Origin of the sequence: Actinoplanes palleronii (assembly GCF_016862315.1) — a bacterium.
In the GTDB taxonomy this organism is placed as follows: Bacteria; Actinomycetota; Actinomycetes; order Mycobacteriales; family Micromonosporaceae; genus Actinoplanes; species Actinoplanes palleronii.
In genome coordinates this window covers 360064-385138 of sequence record NZ_BOMS01000014.1, presented here as the reverse complement: position 1 = coordinate 385138, position 25075 = coordinate 360064, and the positions used below count along the sequence as shown (strand labels likewise).

Annotated in this window: 22 protein-coding genes, 1 pseudogene and 1 riboswitch; all 23 genes and pseudogenes read right to left on the bottom strand. The window is 70.8% G+C overall.

Annotation, left to right across the window (positions count from 1 at the left end):
* Positions 1–63: 63 nt before the first annotated feature.
* A complete protein-coding gene (locus Apa02nite_RS05535; RefSeq protein ID WP_203824087.1) occupies positions 64–1005 on the bottom strand; it encodes a hypothetical protein in 942 nt (313 codons plus the stop codon).
* Between the two features lie 83 nt (positions 1006–1088).
* Positions 1089–2018 (bottom strand): RluA family pseudouridine synthase, encoded by a 930-nt coding sequence (locus Apa02nite_RS05530; RefSeq protein WP_203824086.1) that lies wholly within the window; start codon positions 2016–2018, stop codon positions 1089–1091.
* On the bottom strand, positions 2015–2626 hold the full coding sequence (gene lspA, locus Apa02nite_RS05525) for a signal peptidase II (RefSeq protein ID WP_203824154.1): 612 nt from the start codon (positions 2624–2626) through the stop codon (positions 2015–2017). The genes Apa02nite_RS05530 and lspA overlap by 4 nt, the downstream gene beginning before the upstream one ends.
* Positions 2623–3045, bottom strand: coding sequence for a TraR/DksA family transcriptional regulator (locus tag Apa02nite_RS05520; protein WP_203824085.1), 423 nt, complete (start codon positions 3043–3045; stop codon positions 2623–2625). Before Apa02nite_RS05520 ends, lspA begins: the two co-directional genes overlap by 4 nt.
* 308 nt (positions 3046–3353) lie before the next feature.
* Positions 3354–3659 (bottom strand): DUF167 domain-containing protein, encoded by a 306-nt coding sequence (locus Apa02nite_RS05515; RefSeq protein WP_239164136.1) that lies wholly within the window; start codon positions 3657–3659, stop codon positions 3354–3356.
* Between the two features lie 8 nt (positions 3660–3667).
* Positions 3668–4738 (bottom strand): hypothetical protein, encoded by a 1071-nt coding sequence (locus Apa02nite_RS05510; RefSeq protein ID WP_203824156.1) that lies wholly within the window; start codon positions 4736–4738, stop codon positions 3668–3670.
* A 33-nt stretch (positions 4739–4771) separates the two neighbouring features.
* The gene (locus Apa02nite_RS05505; RefSeq protein ID WP_067704444.1) at positions 4772–5587 is read right to left on the bottom strand and encodes a DivIVA domain-containing protein; all 816 of its coding nucleotides are present in this window, start codon (positions 5585–5587) and stop codon (positions 4772–4774) included.
* A 43-nt stretch (positions 5588–5630) separates the two neighbouring features.
* Positions 5631–5936 (bottom strand): YggT family protein, encoded by a 306-nt coding sequence (locus tag Apa02nite_RS05500; protein ID WP_067704447.1) that lies wholly within the window; start codon positions 5934–5936, stop codon positions 5631–5633.
* A gap of 23 nt (positions 5937–5959) precedes the next feature.
* On the bottom strand, positions 5960–6727 hold the full coding sequence (locus Apa02nite_RS05495) for a cell division protein SepF (RefSeq protein WP_067704450.1): 768 nt from the start codon (positions 6725–6727) through the stop codon (positions 5960–5962).
* Between the two features lie 187 nt (positions 6728–6914).
* Positions 6915–7637: a YggS family pyridoxal phosphate-dependent enzyme gene (locus tag Apa02nite_RS05490; RefSeq protein ID WP_203824084.1), complete on the bottom strand. Its 723-nt coding sequence runs from the start codon at positions 7635–7637 to the stop codon at positions 6915–6917.
* A gap of 15 nt (positions 7638–7652) precedes the next feature.
* Positions 7653–8804, bottom strand: a complete 1152-nt coding sequence (ftsZ, locus tag Apa02nite_RS05485) for a cell division protein FtsZ (protein WP_203824083.1) — start codon at positions 8802–8804, stop codon at positions 7653–7655.
* 298 nt (positions 8805–9102) lie between these two features.
* Positions 9103–9837, bottom strand: coding sequence for a cell division protein FtsQ/DivIB (locus tag Apa02nite_RS05480; protein WP_232344888.1), 735 nt, complete (start codon positions 9835–9837; stop codon positions 9103–9105).
* Between the two features lie 36 nt (positions 9838–9873).
* Positions 9874–11310 (bottom strand): UDP-N-acetylmuramate--L-alanine ligase, encoded by a 1437-nt coding sequence (murC, locus tag Apa02nite_RS05475; protein WP_203824082.1) that lies wholly within the window; start codon positions 11308–11310, stop codon positions 9874–9876.
* 34 nt (positions 11311–11344) lie between these two features.
* On the bottom strand, positions 11345–12451 hold the full coding sequence (gene murG, locus Apa02nite_RS05470) for an undecaprenyldiphospho-muramoylpentapeptide beta-N-acetylglucosaminyltransferase (RefSeq protein WP_203824081.1): 1107 nt from the start codon (positions 12449–12451) through the stop codon (positions 11345–11347).
* A gap of 49 nt (positions 12452–12500) precedes the next feature.
* Entirely contained in the window at positions 12501–13904 is a 1404-nt protein-coding gene (locus tag Apa02nite_RS05465) for an FtsW/RodA/SpoVE family cell cycle protein (RefSeq protein WP_203824080.1), read from the bottom strand.
* Between the two features lie 86 nt (positions 13905–13990).
* A complete protein-coding gene (gene mraY, locus Apa02nite_RS05460) occupies positions 13991–15106 on the bottom strand; it encodes a phospho-N-acetylmuramoyl-pentapeptide-transferase (protein ID WP_067704469.1) in 1116 nt (371 codons plus the stop codon).
* On the bottom strand, positions 15103–16494 hold the full coding sequence (locus tag Apa02nite_RS05455) for a UDP-N-acetylmuramoyl-tripeptide--D-alanyl-D-alanine ligase (protein WP_203824079.1): 1392 nt from the start codon (positions 16492–16494) through the stop codon (positions 15103–15105). The genes mraY and Apa02nite_RS05455 overlap by 4 nt, the downstream gene beginning before the upstream one ends.
* Positions 16491–17996 carry a UDP-N-acetylmuramoyl-L-alanyl-D-glutamate--2,6-diaminopimelate ligase gene (locus Apa02nite_RS05450; protein ID WP_203824078.1) on the bottom strand — a complete coding sequence of 502 codons (1506 nt, stop codon included), beginning with the start codon at positions 17994–17996 and terminating at the stop codon, positions 16491–16493. The genes Apa02nite_RS05455 and Apa02nite_RS05450 overlap by 4 nt, the downstream gene beginning before the upstream one ends.
* Positions 17997–18053: 57 nt before the next feature.
* Positions 18054–20228 carry a peptidoglycan D,D-transpeptidase FtsI family protein gene (locus Apa02nite_RS05445; protein WP_425548352.1) on the bottom strand — a complete coding sequence of 725 codons (2175 nt, stop codon included), beginning with the start codon at positions 20226–20228 and terminating at the stop codon, positions 18054–18056.
* Positions 20229–20465: 237 nt separating this feature from the next.
* Positions 20466–21008 (bottom strand): cell division protein FtsL, encoded by a 543-nt coding sequence (ftsL, locus tag Apa02nite_RS05440; protein ID WP_067704479.1) that lies wholly within the window; start codon positions 21006–21008, stop codon positions 20466–20468.
* Positions 21009–21148: 140 nt separating this feature from the next.
* Positions 21149–22269: pseudogene (gene rsmH / locus Apa02nite_RS05435) on the bottom strand (16S rRNA (cytosine(1402)-N(4))-methyltransferase RsmH).
* Positions 22270–22516: 247 nt separating this feature from the next.
* On the bottom strand, positions 22517–22948 hold the full coding sequence (gene mraZ, locus Apa02nite_RS05430; RefSeq protein WP_106316969.1) for a division/cell wall cluster transcriptional repressor MraZ: 432 nt from the start codon (positions 22946–22948) through the stop codon (positions 22517–22519).
* A 753-nt stretch (positions 22949–23701) separates the two neighbouring features.
* Positions 23702–24442 carry a C40 family peptidase gene (locus tag Apa02nite_RS05425; protein WP_239164134.1) on the bottom strand — a complete coding sequence of 247 codons (741 nt, stop codon included), beginning with the start codon at positions 24440–24442 and terminating at the stop codon, positions 23702–23704.
* A 99-nt stretch (positions 24443–24541) separates the two neighbouring features.
* Positions 24542–24670: riboswitch (cyclic di-AMP (ydaO/yuaA leader) on the bottom strand.
* Positions 24671–25075 lie beyond the last annotated feature (405 nt).

The following is a 25075-nucleotide window of genomic DNA, read 5'->3' as shown; positions in this document are numbered from 1 at the left end:
ATCACATAGCGGCACGCTGGTCGTGCACGTGCATCCGCCCGAACGTTTCTTAATACGGAAAAACTAGCGCTCCGGTTCGGTACCGGAGGCTTCGGCAGACGCGCTTGATCCGTCGTGAGCAGCACTCACTTCCGCCTCCGAGGGTACGGCAAGCGGTTCCGGTGACGACGTGACGACAGCCGGCGACCCGGCCACCCGGCGATCCGGTGAGGCCGAAGTCACAGTGATCCCGATCGACGACGGTAACCGTGCCGGTGACGTCGAGGCAACCTCCGGCGCCACCGTTGGCACAGGCACGGCCGACGGCTCGGCGGAGACGGTGCCACGTTCCTCGGGCAACGGCGGGCGGAATTCCGTCCGGTCCAGGGTGCGTACCTCGGGCGCCGGGTCGACCGCCCGGACCGCGGCGCGGGACGCGATGTCGTCGAGGGTCGCGGGGGTGGCGCGGACCACGGCCGCGAACACACAGGAACACCCTGATCGGTACGCGGCGGCCTCCTGAGCCGCGGTCCGGGCGGCATTCGCGTACGTCGCCCGCAGCCGGGTCTGGCGCTGATCGTCTCCGGTCAGCGACCGTTCCAGCCGCAGATAGTCGGCCTGCTCCTGATCACGGACCAGCGCCGCGTCGAGCATCCCGGCGGTCACGTCGCCGGGCCACCGGTAGACCGGGATCAGCGACACCTGGGTGCGGGTGTCCGGCAGCGGCACCCGGGCGTACACCTGGGCCACCAGCGCGCCGTCCAGCAGCGCCGGCAACCGGTCCGGTGCCGCGTAGTCACGCAGGCTGATCAGGGCCCAGGTGTCCCCGGCGGCCGGGCCGGACGGGTCGGCGAGCATGCTCAGCTCGCGCTGGGCGGAGTCCAGGTACCCGGCGACCGACTGGCCCTCGACCACACCGACCCGCACCACGTCGCCCGGGTCCTCGCCGGCCGGGCCGCCGGAGTGACCGGCCCAGGCGACGGCGAGCACCAGCACGGCGGTAGCGGCCAGCGCCACTCCGGTCATGATCTGCAACCGGAGTGAGCCGCCCCCGAACCTGACGAGGACCGCGCGCAGTCGATGCGGGCCCACGGTGTCACTCCATCAGGTCAGCCGACGTCCTGGAGGACGTCCAGCGCGATTTTCAGGTCGTCCGGGTACTCGCTGACGAACCGCACCTCGTCGTACGTACGCGGGTGCGCGAAGGCCAGTTCCTTGGCGTGCAACCACTGCCGGTTCAGCTTCAGCCGCGCCGCCAGGGTGGGATCCGCACCGTACGTGATGTCACCGGCGCACGGGTGCCGCATCGCCGAGAAATGCACCCGGATCTGGTGGGTGCGCCCGGTCTCCAGCCGCACGTCGACCAGACTCGCGGAGCGGAACGCCTCCAGCGTGTCGTAGTGCGTGACGCTCGGCTTGCCGTCGGACATCACCGCGAACTTCCAGTCGGCGGTCGGGTGCCGGTCGATCGGGGCGTCGATCGTGCCGCGCAGCGGGTCGAGGTGACCCTGCACCACCGCGTGGTAGCGCTTCTCCACCTCGCGCTCCTTGAACGCCCGCTTCAGCGCGGTGTACGCGATCTCGGACTTGGCCACCACCATCAGACCGGTGGTGCCGACGTCCAGGCGGTGCACGATGCCCTGGCGTTCGGCCGCGCCGCTGGTCGCCACGTTGTGACCCATCGCGGCCAGGCCGCTCAGCACGGTCGGGCCGGTCCAGCCCGGGCTCGGGTGGGCGGCCACGCCGACCGGCTTGTCCACCACCACGATGTCGTCATCGCTGAAGATCACCGTCATGCCGTGCACCGGCTGGGCCACCAGGACCGGCGCGGTGATCGGCGCGGGCAGCGTCACCTCGAGCCACGAGCCCGCGGCCACCTTGTCCGACTTCGGCCGGGGAATGCCGTCGACGAGCGCGTCACCGGCCTCGACCAGGGTCGCCGCGGCGGTCCGGGACAGCCCGAACAGCCGGGAGACCGCCTGGTCCAGCCGCATCCCGTCGAGTCCGTCCGGTACCGGAAGAGAACGTGTCCCGCTCATGCCCGCTCCTCAGTTCCGGTCGTCGCATCGGTCTTGCCCGCCTCGGCCGTACCGGCCTCGGTCGTGGTGTTCTTGCCGGCCTTGCCGGACAGCCGGCTGCCGTCGCGCTGCCGGCCGGTCAGTTCCAGGAGCACCGCGAGGCAGACGCCGACGGTCAGGCAGGCGTCCGCGATGTTGAAGACCGCGAACTTGCCCCCTTCCGGCGCGAACACGCTGATCATGTCGACCACGTGGCCCTGGAACGGCCCGGGTGCCCGGAACAGCCGGTCGCCCAGGTTGCCCAGCGCGCCGCCGAGCACCAGCCCGAGCGAGAGCGCCCACGGCACCGACCGGAGCTTGGTCGCCATCCAGACGATCCAGCCGACCACGACCAGCGTGATCAGCGGGAACACCCAGGTGAACCCGGTGCCGAAGCTGAACGCCGCACCGCCGTTGCGCAGCAGCGAGAGATAGATCAGGCCACCGAGGATCCGGACCGGGTGGTGCTCTTCCAGGTTCTCGGTGGAGAGGTGCTTCACCCACTGGTCCAGCGCCAGCGCGATGAGCGCGGTGGCGCCCAGCACCACCACGGCGCGCGGGGTGAAACGGGCGGCCTTGTCGGCGTTCAGCGTCTTTCCTCCAGTTGCTTACAGGACACACAGAGCGTCGCGGATGGGAAGGCGGCGAGCCGCTCCACCGGGATCTGGGTGCCGCACCGCTCACACCAACCGTAGTTGCCCTGGCCGAGCCGCTCGATGGCGCGTTCCACCTGTGTGATCCGTTCGAGCAGGTTGTTGGCCAGCGTGATCTCCTGCTCCCGCTCGAACGTCTTGGTCCCGGTGTCGGCCTGGTCATCCCCGGCCGAATCCGCGAGCCGTACGCGCGAGAGCTCGGTGATCGCACTGAGCGCCTGATCGTACTCGGCCTGCAGCTCGTGGAGCCGCGCCACCAGCGCGTTCCGGATCTGCTCGGTCTCCGCTGCGGTCCGGCTCCGCTCGGTAGCGGCCGCACCACTCGCCGCGGAACGGGATTCGGTTGCCTTGGCCATCATCGCTCCCTCGGCCGCGCACCCGGCGCGGCGATCAGCGGTCCTCGGAACCGGTCGGCCGCACTCGCCCCGGCACGCCGGTCCCGCTGTCTTCCCCCCGTTACCCCGGGCCGACCGGCTGTCGCCGCGAATCCGGCCCCACCTGTAGAAATGGCGCGGCTGGAAAGCGCCGCGCACACCGGAGGCCGGCAACGACACGGAGCATGAGATGCCCCGGCGACCGCGCCGAGCCCCATTTCGGATACTCGACGATACACCTCGAGTCACCCCACCCTCACCGCGTGTCAGGCGGCCGGGAACAGCGACGGTCAGTCGCCGAGCAAGCCGGCCAGGCGGGATTCCAGATCGCCGGCCGGGGCGTCGACGGTGAAGACCTTGTCCCGGCTGGTCGCGCCGATCCGCAGCGCCACGGCCGCGGCACGCACCCCGAGCGCCTCCGCCAGCGCCCGGCGAACCGCCTCGGTCGCCCGGCCGTCCACCGCGGGCGCGCCCACCGCGACGATCAGCGCCGGCCCGTGCGGCCCGGCGTAACGCCCGCCGACCCGGGTGCGACCGGCCCCCGGCCGGACCCGCACCGGCACCGACACCCCGGACGGCACGTCCCGCTTCGCCACGGCCGCCGTCAGCGGCGCGCGTTCGCCGCGAGCAGCCGGTCGACCGGGCGGCACAGCCCGCACGGGCTGAACCCCAGCTCCACGGCCTCGTCGGCGGGCAACGGCTCGGTCAGGCGGCCGACCAGGTGCGGGCAGTCCGCCATGTGGTAGCGCGGCCGTCCGTCCACCACCAGCACCTCGGTGTCCAGCCGGGCCACCTGCACGGCGTCCGTCGGCCGGACCGACTGCGGCAGCGGCTCGTCGTCGGGATCGTCCGCGTCCGGCTCACCGAACTCGTCGCCCAACCCCGAGGAGTCCAGCCCCGAAGAATCCATCCCGGAGAAACCCGGACCCGAGAAGCCCGGACCCGAGCCGGACGAAGCCGGCCCCGGCGCATCCAGCACCGAGGAGTCCAGATCCGAGGAGTGCAGCCCCGGCGACCCCGGACCGGCATACCCGGACCCGTCGCCGTGATCCGGATATCCGCCCGCGGCGGACGGGCGGCGCCAGGACTGATCGTCCCCGTCGCGGCCGCGGGCCGCGCCGATGGTCGACGAGGCGGCCTGGTAGTCCGCACCGGCCGCCGATTCGTCCGTCAGGTGTGTTCCCGCAGCAGGCGCACCAGCACCCGAATCGGCAGCCCGGGGAAGATCAGCGGTGTCACCTTGATCCGCTGGCGGCTGATCTGCGTATACCGGTTCAGCGGTGGCTGCGGGATAGCCGTTCGGGTCGGTTCCCCCGGTCGCCGCGAAGGACTCAGCGGGCTCGGGAGAGTCGGAGGCATAGGACACGCCGGCGGTGTGCGGAGAGTCGCCGGGGTAGCCGGAATCGGCTGCGAACGCGGCGCCCGCCGGGGCAGAATCGTGGGCGTCGGACGGCGCCCCGGTGGTGCGGCGCGGGGCCGACCCCGGCGGCACGGAGTCGTCCGGCGCACCCGGGCGGCGAGCCGCAGCGTTCTGACGCGCGCCGATGACCAGGGCGACCGCGGCCAGCAGACTGGCCACGATCGAGGCTATGAGAAGGCTGCTCGACCCGCGGACCAGGCCGATCGCGAGACACACCACCGCGACAAGGATGAGCGGGAAACTAGCAGGAATCATGGCTCATCCTCGTCGGGGTGCTGGGGCTTTTGGTCAGCGGCCCGATTCGATGGCGTTCGACCGGCCGCCGTACGAACCGGCCAGGCCGGCCGCGGCGAGACCGCCGGAGCCACCGACCGAACGGTTCGCGTCAGCGCGCGCCATCTCGGCCTCCAGGCCCTGGCCACGGCCATCGAGGTCACGCAGCTGGCTCTCGAGGTAAGCCTTCAGGCGGGTCCGGTACTCCCGCTCGAACTGCTTGAGCTCCTCGATGTGCTTCTGCAGCGCGGTCCGCTTGGCGTCCAGGCCGCCCATGGCCTCCTGGTGCCGCTGACGCGCGTCGCGCTCGAGGGCGTCCGCCTTGGCGCGGGCCTCGCGGGTGACCTCCTCCGCCTTGGAACGGGCGTCGGAGAGGAGCTTGTCGGCCTCGCGGCGGGCGTCCGACACGTGGTCGTCGGCCGTGCGCTGGGCCATCATCAGCACCCGGAGAGCCTGCTGCTCACCGTCGGCGCCGGCCGCTCCGGCACCACCGGGGCCGGGGCCCTGTGCGCGCACCTGCTCCAGCTCAGCCTGCATCTGCCGGGCTGCCTGCTCGGCCGAGGACTTGTCCCGCTGCACACGGTCGAGCTGGGCCTTCAGGTCGTTGAGCTCGGCCGCGAGGCGGGGGTCGGCACTCGGGCCGGCTGGTGCGCCACCCCGACCGCCGCGTTCCACCTGGGCGCGCAGCTCGTTGTTCTCCTCGATCAGACGGGCGAGTTCGCGCTCGACCTCGTCCAGGAAGGCGTCGACCTCCTCCTCGTCGTACCCCCGCTTGCCGATCGGGGGCTTCTTGAAGGCGACGTTATGCACGTCGGCCGGGGTCAGCGGCATCGAAACTCCTCGGGTCAGTCGCGGCCGCGGTTGGGGCTGCTGTCTATCTGTAGGTCGAGATGAGGCGAACTAGCACTAACTCCATGAGCACGAACAGGATAACCAGCAGCACGATGGAAGCCAGGTCCAAACTCACGTTACCAATGCGCAGCGGTGGGATCACACGCCTCAACGCCTTGAGAGGTGGATCCGTGACGCTCCACACCAATTCGAGTGCGGCGGATGCGCCCCGGCCCGGCTGCCAGCGACGTCCGTACTGGAGCACGGCTCCCATGACGAACCTGCTCAGCAGCACCAGGAAGAAGAGGTACACCAACAGATAGATAATCTGAAACACGATCGACAGCACGTCCGGCGGATCCCTCGTTCGGGTCAACTCTGGGCGAAGAACCCGCCCTCAGCGATCTTGGCCTTGTCTTCTGCGGTGACCTGGACGTTCGCCGGAGAGAGCAGGAAAACCCGGTTGGTCACGCGCTCGATCGTACCCCGCAGACCGAACGCCAGACCCGCCGCGAAGTCGACGAGCCTGCGAGCGTCCGACTCGTCCATCTCGGTGAGGTTGATGATCACCGGGACGCCGTCGCGGAAGTGCTCGCCGATCGTCCGTGCTTCCCGGTACGTGGTCGGGTGCAGCGTGGTGATCTGGTACCGCTGCTCCTCCTCGATCGGGCGCTTGTGCACCTGCGGAACCGGCTGCGGCGCCAGTGCCAGATTCTCCCGGGTGGAGTACGTCAGCGCCGAGGACTGCTCGGGCGCCACCGAGGGCCGGGTGATGGAACGGACACTGGCCCGCTCGATCCGGTCGTCGTCGTCCCGGTCCATCTCGGCGCGCACCGAGGAGACCCGGTCGCTGAGCCGGCTGCTGCGCTCGGACCGCTCGGAGCGGTCGGACCGCTCAGCGCGCTCGGACCGCTCGGGCCGTTCCCGGTCGGGACGCGACCGCGGCACCGCCCGCTCCTCCTCGACCTCTTCGTCCTCGAAGCCGCCGTCGGAGTACCGGTCACCGGAGGAGTAGCGGTCCCGGTCCCGATCCCGGGTCGACCGGTAGGAGCGCTCCTGGTAACCCCGCTCCTCGTAGTCGCGCTCGTCCTCTTCCTCGGCCAGCCCCAGCCAGACGGCCGCCTTACGGAAAGTACTCATGCCCCCACCTCCGTCCGCTGTTGCGGCCCGCGCCCCCCTGGCGTGCCGCGTCCCCCCTGGCGAGCCGGACACCTGGTCCGATTCGGACCTGTGACCTGCTGCGACGCTGCGTCGTCAGACGCAACGGCCGCCGGCGGTGGCGCGTCGCGCAAAACAACACCTATGTAGTTTGCTGCCCGCCGCAAGGCTACCGCAGCGAGTTTCGCATCCCGAGTAAAGATGTACCGATCCGTACGTGTGTCGCCCCGTGCAGAACGGCCGCTTCCAGGTCGCCGCTCATCCCCGCGGAGACCGTGGTGGCGCCCGGATGCGCCGTGGTCAGACGACCGGCCAGTTCGGCCAGTCGCTCGAAAGCCCGCCCGGACTCCCACCCCAGTGGAGCGACGGCCATCAGCCCGCCCAGCCGCAGACCGTCCGATGAGGCCACCGCGTCGGTCACCCGCCAGAGGTCGTCGCCGGCCGCACCGCCGCGGTCCGGGTCGCCGTCCAGGCTCACCTGGACCAGCACCTCGAGGGGTTCGTCGCGGACCGCGGCCACGGCCCGGTCCAGCGCGGTGGTCAGGCGCAGCGAGTCCACGGACTCGATCACGTCGGCGTACGCGGCAACCGACTTCGCCTTGTTGCGTTGCAGCTGGCCGACGAAGTGCCAGCGCAGGCGGACGCCCGCGGCGCGCGCCTCGGCGGCTTTGGCGGCCGCCTCCTGGTCCTTGTTCTCGGCGACGTCGAGGACGCCGAGCCCGGCGAGCAGCAGCACGTCGCTCGCCGGGTACGTCTTGGTCACCGCGGTCAGGGTGACCGCCTCCGGCGGCCGCCCGGCCGCCACGCAGGCACGCTCGATCCTGTCGCGTACCTGCCGGAGGTTGGCGGCGAGCTCGGCCCGCCGCCCGTCGTCACTCGTCTGATCAGTCATGAGCCAGGAACGCGGTCAGGAACCGTTCTTCAGGAAGTCCGGCACGTCCACGTCGTCGAAGAGGACGTGCTTGCGCGGCGTCGGCGTGGCCGGTGCCGGCGTGGACTGGTGCGGGGTCAGCGACGTCGACGAGATCGGCGACGGCGAGTTGCCGCTCTGGTGCGACTGCACCGGAGGGTGCACCTTGCTGCGCATCGGCTCGGCCGGCTTGTACGAGGGCGAACCCCCGTCGAACCCGGCCGCGATCACGGTCACCCGCACCTCATCGCCGAGCGCGTCGTCGATGACCGCGCCGAAGATGATGTTCGCGTCCGGGTGTGCCGCGTCGGTGACCAGCTGCGCCGCGTCGTTGATCTCGAACAGGCCCAGGTCGGAGCCACCGGCGATGGAGAGCAGCACGCCGCGCGCACCGTCCATGCTCTGCTCCAGCAGCGGGCTGGAGATGGCCCGCTCGGCCGCCTCGACCGCGCGGTTGTCGCCGCGCGCGCTGCCGATGCCCATGAGCGCGCTGCCCGCGTTGCTCATCACGCTCTTGACGTCGGCGAAGTCCAGGTTGATCAGACCCGGGGTGGTGATCAGGTCGGTGATGCCCTGAACACCGGAGAGCAGCACCTGGTCGGCCTGACGGAACGCGTCCATCATGCTGATCCCGCGGTCGCCGAGTGCGAGCAGCCGGTCGTTCGGGATCACGATCAGGGTGTCGCACTGGTTGCGCAGCTCGTCGATGCCGGTCTCGGCCTGGACCTGACGCCGCTTGCCCTCGAACGAGAACGGGCGGGTCACCACGCCGATGGTCAGCGCGCCGAGCTTACGGGCGATGTTGGCCACCACCGGCGCGCCGCCGGTGCCGGTGCCGCCGCCCTCGCCACACGTCACGAAGACCATGTCGGCCCCCTTGAGGACCTCCTCGATCTCGTCGCGGTGGTCCTCGGCGGCGTTCTTACCGACCTCGGGCTGGGCGCCGGCGCCCAGTCCACGGGTCAGTTCCCGGCCGACGTCGAGCTTGACGTCGGCGTCGCTCATCAGCAGGGCCTGGGCATCGGTGTTGATCGCGATGAACTCGACGCCTTTGAGCCCAACCTCGATCATGCGGTTCACGGCGTTCACGCCGCCGCCGCCGATGCCTACGACCTTGATGACCGCAAGGTAGTTGTGCGGAGGTGTCATCGGGCTCAGCCTTCCCTTCCGGGGTTGGCGAATGTCGAGGGCCCCTGCGGTTCCAAGGCGGAACCGCACTTCGACATCCACTGCCGTGCAAGGGAGGGCGAGGAAACCCTCACCCTCTACTAGAGGTTTAGAGTTATGTCAACTACTCAAACCTCTCGACGCAACGTATGCGGACATCGCGCCCCAGCCAAAGAACCGGGACGGCGTGTCGCGTCCGCTTACGAGGTGAGTATGCGAGTCACCCGTAACCTCGACGGTAATATTCCGTTCGTACGTTTTTGTCGGTTTAGCCAAATCGTCACCGAATGGTCACGATCGGTTGCGCGCTGACGTCGATCTCGTTGCCCTTACGCTTCAGCAGCGCCAAGGTCACCTTGCTCTTCTGCTCGCTCGCGGTGTCGTCGCCCCAGATCACCACGCGACCCTTGCGCAACTCCAGCCGGATCTGCACCGGCGAGGCCACCGAGATGGCCACCAGCTGCTCGCGCAGATCGTCGGTGAGCGCGTCCAGCACGGTCAGCGCCGAGCCGGTGCTCGGGTCACCCGGGCCGGGCGTCGCCAGGCGGGCCAGCGGCAGACCGGCCGGCGCCGTGGCGACCGCCCGGAACGGCACACCGTCGTCGTCGATCAGGGTGAACTGGTCACGGACCGGCACGGCGGCCACCGCGACCCGCTCGACCACCTCGATCCGCAGGGTGGACGGCCAGCTCCGGGTGACCGTCACCCGGTCCACCGGCGCCAGGCCGCGCACCCGGGCCTCGACGTCGTCCAGGTCGACCCGGGCCAGCGGACGGTCGGCCGGCACCGCGGCCGCGGCACGCACCTGCTCCTGGTCGAGCACCTGGGCGCCGGCCACGTCGACGGTCTTCACGCCGAACACCGAGGTGCCGTAGAACAGCCAGACCAGGCCGGTGGCCACCAGCAGCACGCCGGCCCCGGCCAGCCAGGGCAACGCGGCCTGCAGCTTGCGCTGCCGGGCCCGGGCCATGAACCGGCGCGCGGACGGCGGCACCGCGTCGGTGTCCGCCCGCACCAGCCGCCAGTTGCGTGTGCCCGAGCCCGCCACGGATCAGCCCGCGAGATCCGGCCGGAGGTCCGCGTCGGTGAGCGCGGCCAGCAGCTCGTCGCCCATCAGCGAGATCGGCGGCGCGCCCATCGTCACCACCACGTCGCCGGGGCGGCTGCGGCTGACCACCTCGGCCGGCACGTCGGCCCAGTCCGGCACGAAGACCTTGCGGTCGGCGGGCAGATCGATCGCGGCGGTCAGGGCGAGACCGCCCTCGCCCGGTCCGCGGGTCTCCCCCGGGCCGAACACCTCCATCACGATCACCTGGTCCGCGACGGCCAGCCCCTCGGCCAGTTCGGCCTGCAGGTCCCGGGTCCGGTAGACCCGGTACGGCTGGAAGACCACCAGCAGGCGGCCGTCCCCGGCCACCTCGCGCAGCGTGCGCAGCGCGGCCATCACCGAGGTCGGGTGGTACGCGTACTCGTCGTAGACCCGGACGCCGGCCGCGATGCCCTTGCGCTCGAAGCGACGGCGCACACCGGGGAACGACTCCAGCGCCTCGCGGATCTTGTCCAGCGGCACGCCCAGCTTGAGCGCGGTGAGCACGGTCGCGGCGCTGTTCAGGCCCATCAGCCGGCCGGGCATCGCGAGCTTCAGGTCACCCAGCGACTCGCCGTGCAGCTCCGCGGAGTACCGCACCCCGCTGACCGTCGACACCACGTCGCTGATCCGCAGGTCGGCGCCCTCGGCCTCGCCGTACGTGTAAACCGTCTTGCCCGCGGCCCGCAGCCCGGCGATCAGCTCGTCGGTGCCGGGGCCGTCCGCGCAGGTCACCACGAACCCGTCGGCCAGCCCGCCGAACTGGAGGAAGCCCGCCTTGAGCGTCTCCAGGTCACCCCAGTTGTTGAGGTGGTCGCCCTCGATGTTCGTGATGATCGCGACGTGCGGCCGGTAGATCAGGAACGACCGGTCGTGCTCGTCCGCCTCGGCCACGAAGTGCGGGCCGGTGCCGTGGTGGCCGTTGGAGCCGGCCGCGGACATCTCCCCGCCGATCACGAAGGACGGGTCCTGCCCGGCGTGCTGCAGGATCACCGTCATGATCGACGTGGTGGTGGTCTTGCCGTGGGTGCCGGCCACCGCGATGGTCTGCCGGCCGGTCATCGCCGCAGCGAGCGCCTCGGAGCGGTGCAGGACCCGCAGGCCCCGCCGGCGCGCCTCGACCATCTCCACGTGATCGGCCGGGATCGCGGTGGAGTAGACGACCGTGTCCACGCCGTCGAGGTTCGACGGCACGTGCGCCATGTGCACCGTCCCGCCGAGCGCGCGCAGCGCCGCCAGGGCCGGCCACTCGCGCAGCTCGCTGCCGGAGACCGGTACGCCCCGGGTCAGCAGGAGCCGGGCCAGGCCGGCCATGCCGACCCCACCGATCCCGATCAGATGCACGCTGCCGAGGTCCTCGGCGGTCATCTCACCGGCTGGCGTCAACTCCGCCGTGTTCACCACTTAACTCCCTCGGTCACTGTGTTGACGGCGTTCATCGGCCGGCCGCTTCCATGACGAACCGCAAGAGCTGCTCGTCACCGTCACGACGGCCGTACTGCGCCGCGGCGTGGCCCATGGCGGCCAGCCGCTGCCGGTCCCGGGCCAGCGGGATGATGTTCCGCTCGATCCAGTCCGGGGTCAGCTCACTGTTGTCGACAAGCATGCCGCCGCCGTTCTCCACCACCGGCAGCGCGTTGCGGCGCTGCTCCTGGTTGCTGAACGGGTACGGCACGTAGACCGCCGGCATGCCGAGCGCGGTGGTCTCGGCCACCGTGATCGCCCCGCCCCGGCAGAGCATCAGGTCGGCGGCAGCGTATCCGAGCTGCATGTCCGACAGGTAGGGCACGACGACATACGGCACCGGCAGGTCGCCCGGCACCTCGAACGGGTCGTTGCGCCCGCCCTGCACGTGCAGCACCTGGATGCCGGCGTGGGCCAGCCGCTTGGCCGCCGCGGCCACCGCCAGGTTGATCGTCCGCGCGCCGGACGAGCCGCCGGAGACGAACAGCACCGGCAGGTCCGGGCGCAGCCCGAAGTGGTAGAGCGCCTGCGGGCGCAGCGCCGGGCGGTCCATCTGGGTGATCCCGGTCCGCAGCGGCACACCGACCAGGCGCGCGTTGCGCAGCGACTCGGCCTGCTCCAGCTGGTGCGGGAAACCGACGGCGATCCGTTTGGTGAACTTCATGCCCATCCGGTTGGCGACCCCCGGCGGCACGTTCACCTCGTGGATCACGATCGGCAGCTCCCGGCGCCAGGCGGCCAGGTAGGCCGGGGTCGAGACGTAACCGCCGAACCCGACGACCACCTCGGCCTGCACCTCGTCGATGATCTCACCGGCGGCGGCCGCAGACTTGTACATCCGGTCCGGGGTACGCAGCAGGTCCAGGTTCAGCGACCGGGGCAGCTGGTAGGCCGGGATCACCCGCAGGTCGTAGCCGGCCGCCGGGATGAGCTGGTTCTCCATCCCCTTGGGGCTGCCCAGCGTCGTGATCCGGATCTGCGGGAAATGGCGTCGCAGAGCGTCGGCGAAGGCCAGCAGCGGATAGATGTGACCACCGGTGCCTCCTCCGGCGAGCACGACCGACCGCAGCGGAACCATCACCGTCTCCTCTCCGTTCCTACCGTTTCGCCCGCCACCCTAGAGCGGGCTAGAGACGGTCCTTCGTCCCACCCACGGATGACCGGGAACCCGGCTTCTTCGGGGACGGCGGACGCGGCTGGACCGGCCGCCGCGGCGGGGGAAGCGGCGGCAGCGGGGCCCAGACTAGTCGCACCCATCGAGGCGTCGGACGAGCGTTCAGGGCACGCGCCGCGTCCGGCTCCGCGCGGGCGAACGAGGCGAGCATGCCGATCGCCGCCATCGCCACCACGAGGGCACTGCCACCTGCGGAAATGAACGGTAGCGGAAGTCCGGTGATGGGCAGCAGACCGACCACCCCGCCCATGTTGATCACGGCCTGGGCGACCAGCCAGGTGGTGATCGCGGCGGCCGCGAGGCGGCGGAACGGGTCGGTGGACCGGCGGGCGATCCGGAACCCGGTGTACGCCAGCACCGAGAACAGCGCCAGCACCACCGTGCAGCCGACCACGCCGAGCTCCTCGGCCACGATCGCGTAGATGAAGTCGTTCTCCGCCTCGGGCACCCAGCCCCACTTCAGCGCGCCCTTGCCCAGCCCGACCCCGAACCAGCCGCCCTCGAAGATCGCCGAGCGGCCCTGGATGAGCTGGTAGCAGACCCCGCCCGGGTCACACTTCTCCAACGGCGTGAGGAACGCGGTGAGGCGCTGCACGCGGTAGTTCTCGGCGCCGTCCGTGCCGGAGCCGGCCCCCCGGGACGCGGCGGCGATCAGCAGGCCGATGCCGGTCAGCCCGAGCACGCCCAGCGCGCCGAACACCCGCAGGCGCACCCCGGCCGCCCAGAGCAGGCCGACGGTCAGCGCCAGCAGCACCAGCATGGTGCCCACGTCGTTGTAGCCGACCAGGACGAAGAGCAGGCCGATCACCGGGAAGAGCGGCATGGCCAGCTCGCGCCAGTGCCCCAGGGCCGGTCCCTTGCGGGCGATCACGTCGGCGCCCCACAGCACCAGGCCGAGCTTGGCCACCTCGGAGGGCTGGATGCTGACCCCGCCGAACGAGATCGAGAGCAGGCTGACCAGGAACGGGCCGACCTTGGCGCTCTCCTGTGGGCCGACGTCCTCGATCACCACGATCAGGTTCTGGAAGGCGAGCAGGAGGCCCGCGCCGCCGAGCACGTACTTGCCCACCGAGCGCAGGGTGATGGCGGGCAGCCGCTGGCAGATCCAGAAGGCGACCAGGCCGAGCAGGGCGTACACCGCCTGGCTGGAGATCGCCGAGAACGCGTTGCCGTTCGCCGCGTACGCCTTCACGCTGGTCGCCGAGAAGACCATGGTCAACCCGATCAGCAGCAGCAGGCCGGCGCTCGCGATCAGCAGGTAGTACGACGAGAGCGGACGGGCCAGCAACCCGTGCACGGCGGGCAGGAACTGCCGGCTCAGTGACGGGCGGTCCTTCTCGGTACGGTCGTCCGCCATGCCCTCATCATCGTCCGGACGACACGCCATCGACGCACACGTCGATGGCGTGTCGCATGAGAGTTAGCCCATGATCGGGACAGGCCCTAACCCATGACCGCCAGGTGGTCGCTGTAGAACAGGCCCAGGCCGATCGCGGCGCAGATGCCCGCGATGATCCAGAACCGCACCACGATGTTGACCTCGCTCCAGCCGGCCAGCTCGAAGTGGTGCTGCAGCGGCGACATCCGGAACACCCGCTTGCCGGTGGTCTTGAACGAGATGATCTGGATCACCACGGACATCGTGACGATCACGAACAGGCCGCCGATGATCACCGAGAGCAGCGTGGTCCGGGTGGCCACGGCGAGGCCGCCGATCAGGCCGCCCAGGCCGAGCGCGCCGGTGTCGCCCATGAAGATCCGGGCCGGGTTGGTGTTCCACCAGAGGAAACCGACGCAGGCCGCGGCGGCCGCCGCCGCGATCAGCGCGATCTCCAGGGGGTCCCGGACCTGGTAACAGTGCTCCTGGGTGAGCTGGTTGGTGAGCCGGTAGTTGTCGTCACCGCACCAGTGCCGGTACTGCCAGAAGCCGATCAGCGAGTACGCGCCGAGGACCAGGATCGAGGCGCCGGTGGCCAGGCCGTCCAGGCCGTCGGTCAGGTTCACGCCGTTCGACATCGCCATGATCACGAAGACGAAGACCATCACCGAGCCGACCTTGCCGACGTCCAGCCAGCTCACGTCCCGGATGAACGAGATGTGCTCGCTGACCACGGTCTCGCCGTTGGTGCTCGGGAAGTAGAGCGCGGCGATGCCGAAGCCGGTGCCGACCAGCAGCTGGCCGAGCAGCTTGCCCTTGGCGGAGAGGCCGTCCGAGTTGCGCTTGCGGATCTTCAGGAAGTCGTCCATGAAGCCGACCGCGCCGCAGAACACGAACAGCCCGAGCAGGACCAGGGCGGTCATGGTCGGCCGTTCCTGGGCGATCTGCCGCTCCGGAAGCGTGGTCAGGGCGAGGTGCCCGGCCACGTAGGCGAAGACCGTGGCGATGATGAAGGCCACCCCGCCCATGGTCGGGGTGCCCTTCTTGCCCATGTGGGAAGCGGGGCCGAGGGTCCGGATCGGCTGTCCGGCCTTGAGCGCCGAGAAGACCCGGATCGCGATCGGGGTGCCGAAGAGCGAGATGAGAAAGGCGACCGCGGCCGCGACGATGACTGCCCTCACGTGGGCTGAACCTCCTCGGAACGCCGCAGCCAGTCGGCGACGTCCCATGTGCGGTACCGGGAACCCTTGACCAGCACGACGTCGTCGGCGCGCAGGTCATCGTGCAGAATCGCGATCGCGGCGGCCTGGTCGGCGGCGAGCCGGGCGGTGCCCCGCCACGCGCCCACCTCCGCGGCGCCGTCCAGGATCGGGCGGGCGTCGTCCGCCACCGCGATCAGCCGGTCCACACCGAGCTCGGCGGCCAGGCGGCCCACCTCGGCGTGACCGGACACTTCGTGGTCGCCCAGCTCGGCCATGTAGCCGAGCACGGCCGTGGTGCGTTTGCCGGCGCCCATCGCGGCCAGCGCGTGCAGCGCCGCGGCGGTCGACGACGGGTTGGCGTTGTAGGAGTCGTCGATGACGGTCACGCCGTCCGGGCGCGCGAACACGTCCATCCGCCGGCCGGAGACGATCCCGACCTCGCCGAGCGCGGTGACCAGCTCGTCGAAGGGCAGTCCGGCGGTCAGCGCGACCGCGGCCGCCGCCAGGCTGTTGGCGACCTGATGCCGCCCGGCGACGTTCAGGTGGACGGTCCCCACCGAAGACCCGTTTTTCAGTACGTACGACGCGCGCCCGGCGGCATCCACCACGACCTCGCTCGCCCGCAGCTCGGCCCCCTCGGCCTCACCGACCAGCAGCACCCGCGCGCCGGTCCGCGGCGCCATCCCGGCCACCAGCGGGTCGTCCGCGTTGAGCACCGCGACACCGGACTCCGGCAGCGCCTCGACCAGCTCGCCCTTGGCCAGCGCGGTGCCCTCCACCGACCCGAACTCGCCGATGTGTGCCGCACCGATGTTCAGCACCACCCCGATCGACGGCCGGGCGATCCCGGTCAGGTACCGCAGGTGCCCGACCCCCCGGGCGCCCATCTCCAGCACCAGGAACCGGGTCTTCTCGCCGGCCTGCAGCACCGTGTACGGGAAGCCCAGCTCGTTGTTGAGCGACCCGGGCAGCGCCACGGTCGGGCCCAGCCGGGACAGCAGCTGCCCGATGTAGTCCTTCGTCGTCGTCTTGCCCGAGGAGCCGGTCAGCCCGACCACGGTCAGCTCCGGCAGCCGCCCGAGCACCTCGTGTGCCAGTTTCGCCAGCGCGTCCAGCTGGTCGGCGACCACGATCCCGGGCACGCCCGCGTCGCGGGTGCCGAGCACGCCGGCCGCTCCGGCGCCGACCACGGCCGGGCCGAAGTCGTGGCCGTCCTGCTTCTCACCGGCGAACGCCACGAACAGGCCACCGGGTCCGACCTTGCGGGAGTCGTACTCGACGCCCCCGCTGACCGTCTCCGAGCCGTCGCTGTTGACCAGGCGGCCACCGGTGATCGCGGCGATCTCGCCGAGCGAAAGGTTGATCATGCGGGTCCCTTCAGAGCGGCGGCCAGTTCCACCCGGTCGTCGAACGGCAACACCTGGCCGTTCACCTCCTGACCCTGCTCGTTGCCCTTGCCGAGCACGGCGATCACGTCACCCGGGCCGGCCAGGCGGACCGCCTCGTCGATCGCGGCGCGCCGGCCGGCCACCTCGATCACCTTGGCCGCCGTGTGCGCGTGTTCGGCGCCCTGGCGCACTGCCGCCCGTACGAAATCGGGGTCTTCGGTCCTGGGGTTGTCGTCCGTGATGATCACCAAGTCGGCGCCCTGGGCCGCGGCCTCGCCCATCAGCGGCCGTTTGCCCTTGTCCCGGTCGCCGCCGGCGCCGAGCACGCAGATCAGCCGTCCGCCCCGGGCGGTGGCCAGTTCGCGCAGCGCGGCCAGCGCCGCCACGATCGCGTTCGGCTTGTGCGCGTAGTCGACCACGCCGAGCACCGGGCTCTCGGCCGGCACCAGTTCGAGCCGGCCCGGCACGCCGCGGCACTCGCGCACCCCGGTCCCGGCCACCGCGGGGTCGATACCCACCCCGACCAGCAGCGCGATCGCCAGCAGGGCGTTCGCCACGTTGTGCAGGCCGGGCAGGGCCACCCCGGTCTCGACGGCGACACCATCAGGCCCGTGCGCGACGAACCGTTGCCCGAAGTCGGAGGGGCGCAGGTCCGAGGCCCACCAGGTGGCGGCGGTGTCCCCGGCCGCGGAATAGCTGATCGTTTCCGGACGGAAGAGCGGGCGCAGTGCCGGGTCGTCGAAGTTCAGGACCTCGACGAGCGAGCGGCCGTCGAAGAGCCGCGCCTTCGCCGCGAAGTACTCCTCCGACGTCGGGTGGAAGTCCAGGTGGTCCTGGCCGAAGTTGGTGTACCCGCCGGCCGCGAACCGGATCCCGTCGGCCCGGCCCATCACCAGCGCGTGGCTGGAGACCTCCATGACCACCGCGGTCACCCCGCGCTCCAGGCCGGCGGCCAGGATCGCCTGCAGATCGGTGGCCTCGGGCGTGGTCCGGACGCTCTTCACCACGAAGTCGCCGAGCCGGGTCTCCACCGTGCCGACCAGCCCGGTGACCCGGCCGGCGGCCCGCAGACCCGCCTCGACCAGGTAGGACGTCGAGGTCTTCCCGGCCGTGCCGGTTATCCCGATCATGGTGAGGCGCCGGGACGGCTCGCCGTAGATCGCCGAGGCGGCCGCGCCGAGCACCGCTCGCGGATCGTCGGCGACGAGCACCGGCAACCCGGCGGCGAGCGCGGCCTCCCGACCGGCCGGGTCGGTCAGCACCGCCACCGCTCCGGCCTGTGCCGCCGCGACGGCGAACTCGGCGCCGTGCCGGTTCGCGCCGGGCAGCGCCGCGTAGAGATCTCCGGGGCGCACCGCGCCGCTACTGTGAGTGACCCCCGTGACGTCGATGTCATCGCCGTGCAGCGCAGCCGGAAGCAACTCGGCGAGCTGCCTCAACGAAAACGACGCGACGGACTCAGGTCGTGGAATGCCGGACACGGCGTCAGACCCTACCCGGTTGGTCAGGTGTTCCTGTCAACGCCATGCGACCTGAATTCATCCATGGATCTTGAAGGTCGGCGGTTTCGTCGTCGACGGTGGCACAAAGTAATGGGAGAGCGTGTAGGACATCATCTGGGCGAAGGCCGGGGCGGCGACCTCGCCGCCGGTGCCCTTCGCGACATCCATCGAGATCGCGATGACGTACCGCGGGTTCTCGGCCGGCGCCATGCCGACGAACGAGCTGGCGTTGTGACTGGTGTACTGCCCGTCGACGACCATCTTGCCGGTGCCGGTCTTGCCCGCCACCCGGTAACCCTGCACCTGCGCCTTGGTGCCGGTGCCCTCGTTGTCCTCGACCACCGCCTCCATCATGGTGCGCAGCTCCGAGGCGACCTTGGCGTCCAGCACCCGGTGGGTCTCCGACGGGGCGACCGGGGTCTCCTTGTCGTCGATCCCGGAGACCGTCGACTTGATCAGGTGCGGCTGGATGTAGACGCCGTCGTTGGCGATCGCGCCGTACCCAGCGGCCATCTGGACCAGGGTCGCCGAGACGCTGTGCCCGATCGGCACCGACCCGTACGCCGAGCCGCTCCAGTCCTTCGGCGCCAGCAGCATGCCCTCGGCCTCGGCCGGCATGCCCTCACCGGTCGCGTGGCCCAGCCCGAACTTCTGCTGGTACTCGTAGAGCTTCTCCTTGCCGAGCTTCTCGCCGATCAGGATCGTGCCCACGTTCGACGAGTAGGCCAGCACCCCGGCCATGGTCAGCTTGGTGCCCTTCTTCTGCGGGTGACCGTCGTTGAAGGGCACGCCGCCGCGGACGATCGACGGGGCGACCGTCTGCGTCGACTCCGGCGTGATCAGGCCCTCCTGCAGGGCCGCGCCGAGCACAAACGCCTTGTGGCTGGAGCCCGGGTCGGTGACCACACTGGTCGGCACGTCGATCCGGTCGGAGGCGTCGGCCTTCAGCGGCTGGGCGGCGTTGTAGTACGGATAGCTCGCCTGCGCCAGCACCTCGCCGGTCTTCACGTCCAGGATCACCGCACCGGCCACCGTGGCGTTGTTGCGCTTCGCCTCGGCGTCCAGGATCTGCTGCGCCTGGTACTGCACCCAGCGGTCGATGGTGAGCTTCAGCGAGCTGCCCGGCTTGGCCGGGGTGTTCAGCTCGTACCCGCCGGTGATCGGGATGTTCAGCGAGTTGCCCTTGCCGGTCTCGAAGACCCGCTTGCCGTCGGTGCCGTGCAGCAGGTCGTCGTAGCGCGCCTCGAGACCCTCCAGGCCGTGCCCGTCCGAGCTGGTGAAGCCGATCAGGTTCGCGGCCAGGTCCCGGCCGGGCACGTCGCGCCGCTCGTCGCTGTGGGTGTAGATGCCGGGCAGCTCCATCGCCTTGATCTTGTTGGCGACCGAGATGTCCACCCCGCGGGCCAGGTAGCGGAACCGCAGCCAGGTGCCGAACGACTGCTTGCGCTGCATGTTCTCGGCGAGCTCGGAGGCCGGCACGCCGACCAGCGGGGACAGCTTGGCGGCCGTCCCGGCGACGTCCTCGCGCAGCTTCTCGTTCTCCGGGTCGGCGTAGATGTACCGCGCCTCGACGCTGTTCGCCAGGATCGCGCCGCTGCGGTCCAGGATCGCGCCGCGCGCGGCCGGCAGCTCCACCGTGCTGAGCCGCTTCTCGCGCAGCTTGACCAGGCTCTCCACCTCGGCCGGCGACGTGCCCACCTGCAGCACCACCAGCCGGATCCCGATCATCGTGAACAGCGACAGCGCCAGGACCGTGCCGAGGCGCAGACGGCGGCTGCTGTTCGCGAGCTTGGGCGGCTCGGCGGGCACCGGCCGCGGCCTGCGGGCCGATTCCCGGACCGGGCCACGACCCTGCCCCCCGGTCACCCGCCGCCGTGGTCCGGGTTCTTCCTTTCCGGTACGACGTGAGGACGTCCGGGACGGCTCCGGCGTACGGCGTACGCGCTCGTCGTCACGCTCCACGGACCGCCGGTCGCGCAGATCGCGCTCCCGCCCCGCGGCCTCGCGGGGTTCCCTGGTCCGGCCGGCGGCCTCCCGCGGCGCCCGGCCCCGGCCCGCACCCTCCCGGCTCTTACCGGCCGCCTCACGGGGCTCGCGGGGCTCCCGGCTCGTCGCGCCGGCCTCCCCGGACTCCCGGCTCGTGGCCGGCGGCTCGGTCGTGCGCCCGCCGCGCTGACGCGCCCGCGGAGCGCTCTCGCCGTCCTCGACCACCTGCAGCGCGGGCCGGAACGGATCACCGGTGTTGCGCCCGGTCCGCGGCGACCGGCCGCGCTCGGCCACCGTGCGCCCGCGCGGCGTGTACGCCCGCGCCTCGCCGATGCTGGAGAAGCCGCGCCGCTCGGTGCGCTCGGCGTCCTCGGTCCCCTCGGCGGGGACGGCACGGGACGCACCGCGCCGGGGCGGAGTGCCCCGGCGCGGTGTCTCGTCATCGGCTCGCGGTGACACGGCCTACTGCCCCGTTCCCACAGCGTTCTGGTCGGCGGCGGCCGGATCAGCGCCGGCCCCGGTCGTGGCGCCACCGGTGGTCAGCGAGTCCTGCGCGGTCGGCGCGGTCTGCCCCTGGCCCGGCCGGGGCGTACCGATGTACTTGCCGTCCGGCAGCCGGATCTTGGCCGGGGCGCCGGCCGGCACCAGGCCCAGCTGGCGCGCGGCGGCCTCCAGGTTGCCCGGGCCGGACACCTGGATCAGCTGCTGCTCCAGCTCCTGCTGCTGCTCGTCCAGACTGGTCTGGTTCTCGCGCAGCGCGTCGAGCCGGAACGACTGCTCCATGGTCTTCGTGTTGATCAGCAGGATGCCCACCACGCCGACCAGCACCAGCGCGATCACGCCGGCCGCGAACGTCGGCCGCGGCGCCCGGATCGGCAGCGGCGGCGCCACCCGCAGGCGCGGCAGGAACGGCAGCGAGATCCCGTCCGTCTTCAGCTGCTTGGCGGCGGTGCCGTCGACCTCGATCACCGTCTCGGGCTGCTCGCGACCCTCGTCGCCGCGCATCCCGGATCGGCGCGTGTCGGATCGCCCGCCGGACTGGCGCACCCCCCGGGCGCCACCCCCCGCGACCTCGGCATCGCGGCTCGCCCCACGCCCACGTTCCCCCGGACGGCCCCCCGACCGCGGCGCGTTGCTTCGCTCGCTCATGCTTCCCCCTCCCCCTCCTGGTTCGCCCCCGGGCGTATCCGCCCTTGTCCCCCGTGCGTTGTATCCCGGTGTCGCCCTTGTCCCTCTCGGGTGAAAGCAGTCACCGTGTCCGTTCGCGTGCGGACCGCGGCGCCTGCTTGCCCGTAACCCCCTGCTCGCTAATCCGTTCCACCGCGCGCAATTTCACCGAAGCCGCGCGCGGGTTCTCCGCCACCTCCGCCTCGCTGGGCAACTCCGACCCCCGGGTCAGCAGCCGCAGCGTCGGACCGGTACCGGGAAGCTCGACCGGCAGGTCGATCGGCCCGGTGCTGCGCGACCTCGCGGTGAGGGCGCGCTTGACGATCCTGTCCTCCAGAGATTGATAACTCATCACCACAAGTCGCCCGCCGGGCGACAACGCGTCCAAAGCCGCCGGGACAGCGGAGTCGAGCACCGCCAGCTCGCCGTTGACCTCAATGCGTAGTGCTTGGAAGGACCTTTTCGCGGGATTTCCACCCGTTCGGCGCGCGGCGGCCGGGATCGCTTCCTTGATCAGGTCGGCCAGCTTGGACGTCGAGACGATCCGCGCCTTGGCCCGCTCCTTGACGATCGACGAGACCACCCGGGTCGCGAACTTCTCCTCGCCGTACTGCCGGAGGATCCGCACCAGCTCGCCCGGCTCGTACGAGTTGACGACCTCTTCCGCGGTGATCCCCTGCGACTGGTCCATCCGCATGTCCAGCGGGGCGTCCTGCGCGTACGCGAAACCGCGGTCCGCCTCGTCCAGCTGCAGCGAGGAGACACCGAGGTCGAACAACCCGCTGTCGATCGCCGGGATCTTCAGCTCGGTCAGCACCCGGGGCAGCTCGTGGTAGACCGCGTGCACCAGGTGGATCCGCTCGGCGAACCGGGCCAGCCGGTGCCGCGAGTGGGCCAGCGCCTCGGTGTCCCGGTCCAGTCCGATCAGGACGGCCTCGGGGTACCGCTCCAGCACCGCCTCGGCGTGGCCACCCAGGCCCAGCGTGAAGTCGACGTGCACGGCGCCGGGCCGGGCGAGAGCCGGATCGAGCAGCTCGAGGCAGCGTTCCAGCAGTACCGGAACGTGCGCACCGCGCGGCTCCCCCATGACGACCCCCATAAAACCCACCCGTTCACGTCTCACCCGGTTGTTACCCGTGTTGCCTGCCGGCCGTTTCCGTACCGGCCCGGTCGCCCATCCGTACCGCCAGATCCCCATCCGCTCAGTCCCGTGCCGGTTTTACCCGGCCCCGGACACGCGCCTGGCGCCGGGGAAGAGGCGCCAGGAGCGGGAGCGGCTGGAGATCTCGCAGTACGGCAGCAGTGGCGTCCGGGCCGCACTCCCAGCGGCCCACCGAGTGCCACGCCTACAGTCCGCCGGGCAGCACCCCCTCCTCGATGTCGGCGAACTCTTGCTCGCTCGCCGAGAGGTAGTCGTCCCACGCCTGCTTGTCCCAGATCTCGACCCGGGTGCTGGCCCCGATCACCACGAGATCCCGGCCGAGACTCGCGTACTCCCGCAGATGTGCGGGGATGGTGACCCGGCCCTGCTTGTCGGGGACCTCGTCGTGCGCGCTGGCGAAGAACACCCGGCCGTACGCCCGGGCGGCCTTGTTGGTCACCGGCGCCTCGCGCAGCTGACCCGCGATGCGCTGGAACTCCGGCATCGGGAACACGTAAAGACAGCGTTCCTGCCCCTTCGTGATCACGACACCTCCCGCCAGCTCGTCGCGGAACTTCGCCGGGAGGATCAGCCGGCCCTTCTCGTCGAGGCGAGGAGTGTGCGTGCCGAGAAACATCGGCCCCCACCCCTTTGCCGGGACGGCCGCTCCTTCGCGGAGGGAGTGGACCGTCTGTCAACTCGGGCCGGCAGGCTCCGGTTGAGTCCCTCGGTCCTGCCACTGCGCCCCACTCTACTCCACTTCCCTCCACCTGCAACCCGAAAGCGACCTCCCGCAAACCGTTTTCGCGGACGTAATCCCAGTTCACAGGCGGTGGGCCGGAGTGGAGGGCCGGAGCATGATCCACGAGGTCCGGTTTCCGACATCCAGCCCACGAAGGTCGATAAGTCCACCCGAACTCACCCCTCACCCCCACCCGTGGAGCGAAGTGGAGGCCCCGAACCCCCTATCGGGGAGGAATGTGGAGACCCACCTGCCCCGCAGCGGCAGCCCCACCCCGGCTGGTCCTCACTGCCCTTTCCCGACCCGGATAACGGCCACCAGGACCAGCCGACTGCCCTTGGCGAGCACCTGACCGCAGCGCCGGGGACGGCCGGGCGGCGCAGCCCGCGCGATGTCCCGTCTCGGCGCGGCACCGGCGCGCATCGCGGCCCGGCGGGAGAGACGGGAACGCCAGTGGGGCGCGGCCCGGAATCGGGTCGCGCCCCACTGGCGGTGTTTCCTTACTTACTAGGTGCTGTCGGGCAGCGGAGCACCCTCGGCACCGCCGAACGACCTAGCACCCTCGGCGCCGAGGGCTTTCCGGACACCCGCAGCACCGCGGGCGACCGAGCGCCGAGTCCACTGACCGTTCCCCGTGCCGGGGCACGGTCAGGCGACCAGCCGGCGCACGACGTAGTTACTGCCGTAGATCTTGTGCTTGCCGACGCGGGCGCCGGTGTGCGGCGAGTCGTACATGTAGCCGCCGCCGGCGTAGATGCCGGCGTGGTAGCCGTACGAGCCCGACCGGAAGACGATCAGGTCGCCGACCTTCTTGTTGGACTTGCTGACCGACTTGCCGTAGTGCTGCTGCGAGTTGGCCTTGTGCGGCAGCTTCTTGCCGGCGGCCTTCTTGTAGACGTACAGCGTGTAGCCGGAGCAGTCGAACCGCTTGGGTCCGGCGGCCGCGAACTTGTACAGCGCGCCCTTGTGCTTCTTCGCCTCGGCGAGGATCTTGGCGCCACTGGCCTTGACCGTGACCTTGACGCCCTTGGTGGCCGCCTGGCTGTAGCCGGTCCCGGTGAAGAGCGTCCGGACGTACGCGGACGTCTTCGGCGCGGCCTTGAGAGTGACCGTCCCGTTGGCGTTGCGGACGGTCTCGGTGTCCCAGGTCACCCACTTGCCGTTGCGAAGTCCCTGCAAGCGGACGGTGCCCTTGGCGACCTTCCCGGTGTTCGGGTTGATGACCTTGGCGGTGACCTTGAGACTGGAGCCCCAGGGGAGCTTCCGGGTGCTGAGCTTGTTGCTCAGCCTGGGCTTCACCTTCACCGCCGCGGCGGTGGTGGTCGTGGTCACCGTGGTGGCGGCGACCGGCGTCGTGGCGGTGGCCGCCGAAGCGGGTGACGTGGCCACGAGCTGACCTGCACAGAGGCAGAGGCCCAGGGACAGTGCGACGGTACCGGCGCCGGACATGCGGCGGTTACGGCTCGAACTGTGTTGGTGCACGGTAAGGAGATCCCTCCGGCACGCCTGCGAGGTTAGCTGTCGGGTTCGGGCGGGAAGGTTGCCCGGCCGCTTTCGCGGCTTCACCCCAAGGCCCCCACCGATGGCGCCGCCGGTGTCGCGCGGCTCGGTACGGACCGGGTTTCTGGTTCCCCCGTCCCTGCCCCCGATTGCCTCGTCTGGTCGATCTGGTGTTGCGGCGTCGCACCCTCGGGATCGGGGCAGGGCTCGGCGTGAACCGTCCGGTGCGGCCGGCGAGCGGATGCTGCCGGCTGATCCTTGGTACCCGAACGAACCCATGATCGTCAGGTGCGATTCGGTTACACAAAGTGATTGGCACATCAGGCCCTGTCCAGTTTGTTACCTCCGCGAGACAAATGTCATCGCGCAGAGTGTTCGATCAACCACGCTGCGTCGAGGAAAGCCGGTGAACCAGAACACATAAAAACTCAGGTGGTAACCCGTTCGTGACACCACCACGCCGGTCAGCGGCGCAAACGCAATAAGCCGTACGGGCGAAAGGGGTTCCGGGCCTTCCGGCAA

Coding starts and splice junctions, on each gene's coding strand:
- Apa02nite_RS05495 (WP_067704450.1), bottom strand. CDS start 6,727: ATGAGTACTTTCCGTAAGGCGGCCGTCTGGCTGGGGCTGGCCGAGGAA.
- mraZ (WP_106316969.1), bottom strand. CDS start 22,948: ATGTTTCTCGGCACGCACACTCCTCGCCTCGACGAGAAGGGCCGGCTG.
- Apa02nite_RS05455 (WP_203824079.1), bottom strand. CDS start 16,494: ATGATCAACCTTTCGCTCGGCGAGATCGCCGCGATCACCGGTGGCCGC.
- Apa02nite_RS05465 (WP_203824080.1), bottom strand. CDS start 13,904: ATGGCGGACGACCGTACCGAGAAGGACCGCCCGTCACTGAGCCGGCAG.
- Apa02nite_RS05505 (WP_067704444.1), bottom strand. CDS start 5,587: ATGCCGCTGACCCCGGCCGACGTGCATAACGTCGCCTTCAAGAAGCCC.
- Apa02nite_RS05490 (WP_203824084.1), bottom strand. CDS start 7,637: ATGACTGATCAGACGAGTGACGACGGGCGGCGGGCCGAGCTCGCCGCC.
- Apa02nite_RS05520 (WP_203824085.1), bottom strand. CDS start 3,045: ATGGCCAAGGCAACCGAATCCCGTTCCGCGGCGAGTGGTGCGGCCGCT.
- Apa02nite_RS05535 (WP_203824087.1), bottom strand. CDS start 1,005: ATGACCGGAGTGGCGCTGGCCGCTACCGCCGTGCTGGTGCTCGCCGTC.
- Apa02nite_RS05530 (WP_203824086.1), bottom strand. CDS start 2,018: ATGAGCGGGACACGTTCTCTTCCGGTACCGGACGGACTCGACGGGATG.
- ftsZ (WP_203824083.1), bottom strand. CDS start 8,804: ATGACACCTCCGCACAACTACCTTGCGGTCATCAAGGTCGTAGGCATC.
- Apa02nite_RS05510 (WP_203824156.1), bottom strand. CDS start 4,738: ATGATTCCTGCTAGTTTCCCGCTCATCCTTGTCGCGGTGGTGTGTCTC.
- ftsL (WP_067704479.1), bottom strand. CDS start 21,008: ATGCGCGGCGACGAGGGTCGCGAGCAGCCCGAGACGGTGATCGAGGTC.
- murG (WP_203824081.1), bottom strand. CDS start 12,451: ATGGTTCCGCTGCGGTCGGTCGTGCTCGCCGGAGGAGGCACCGGTGGT.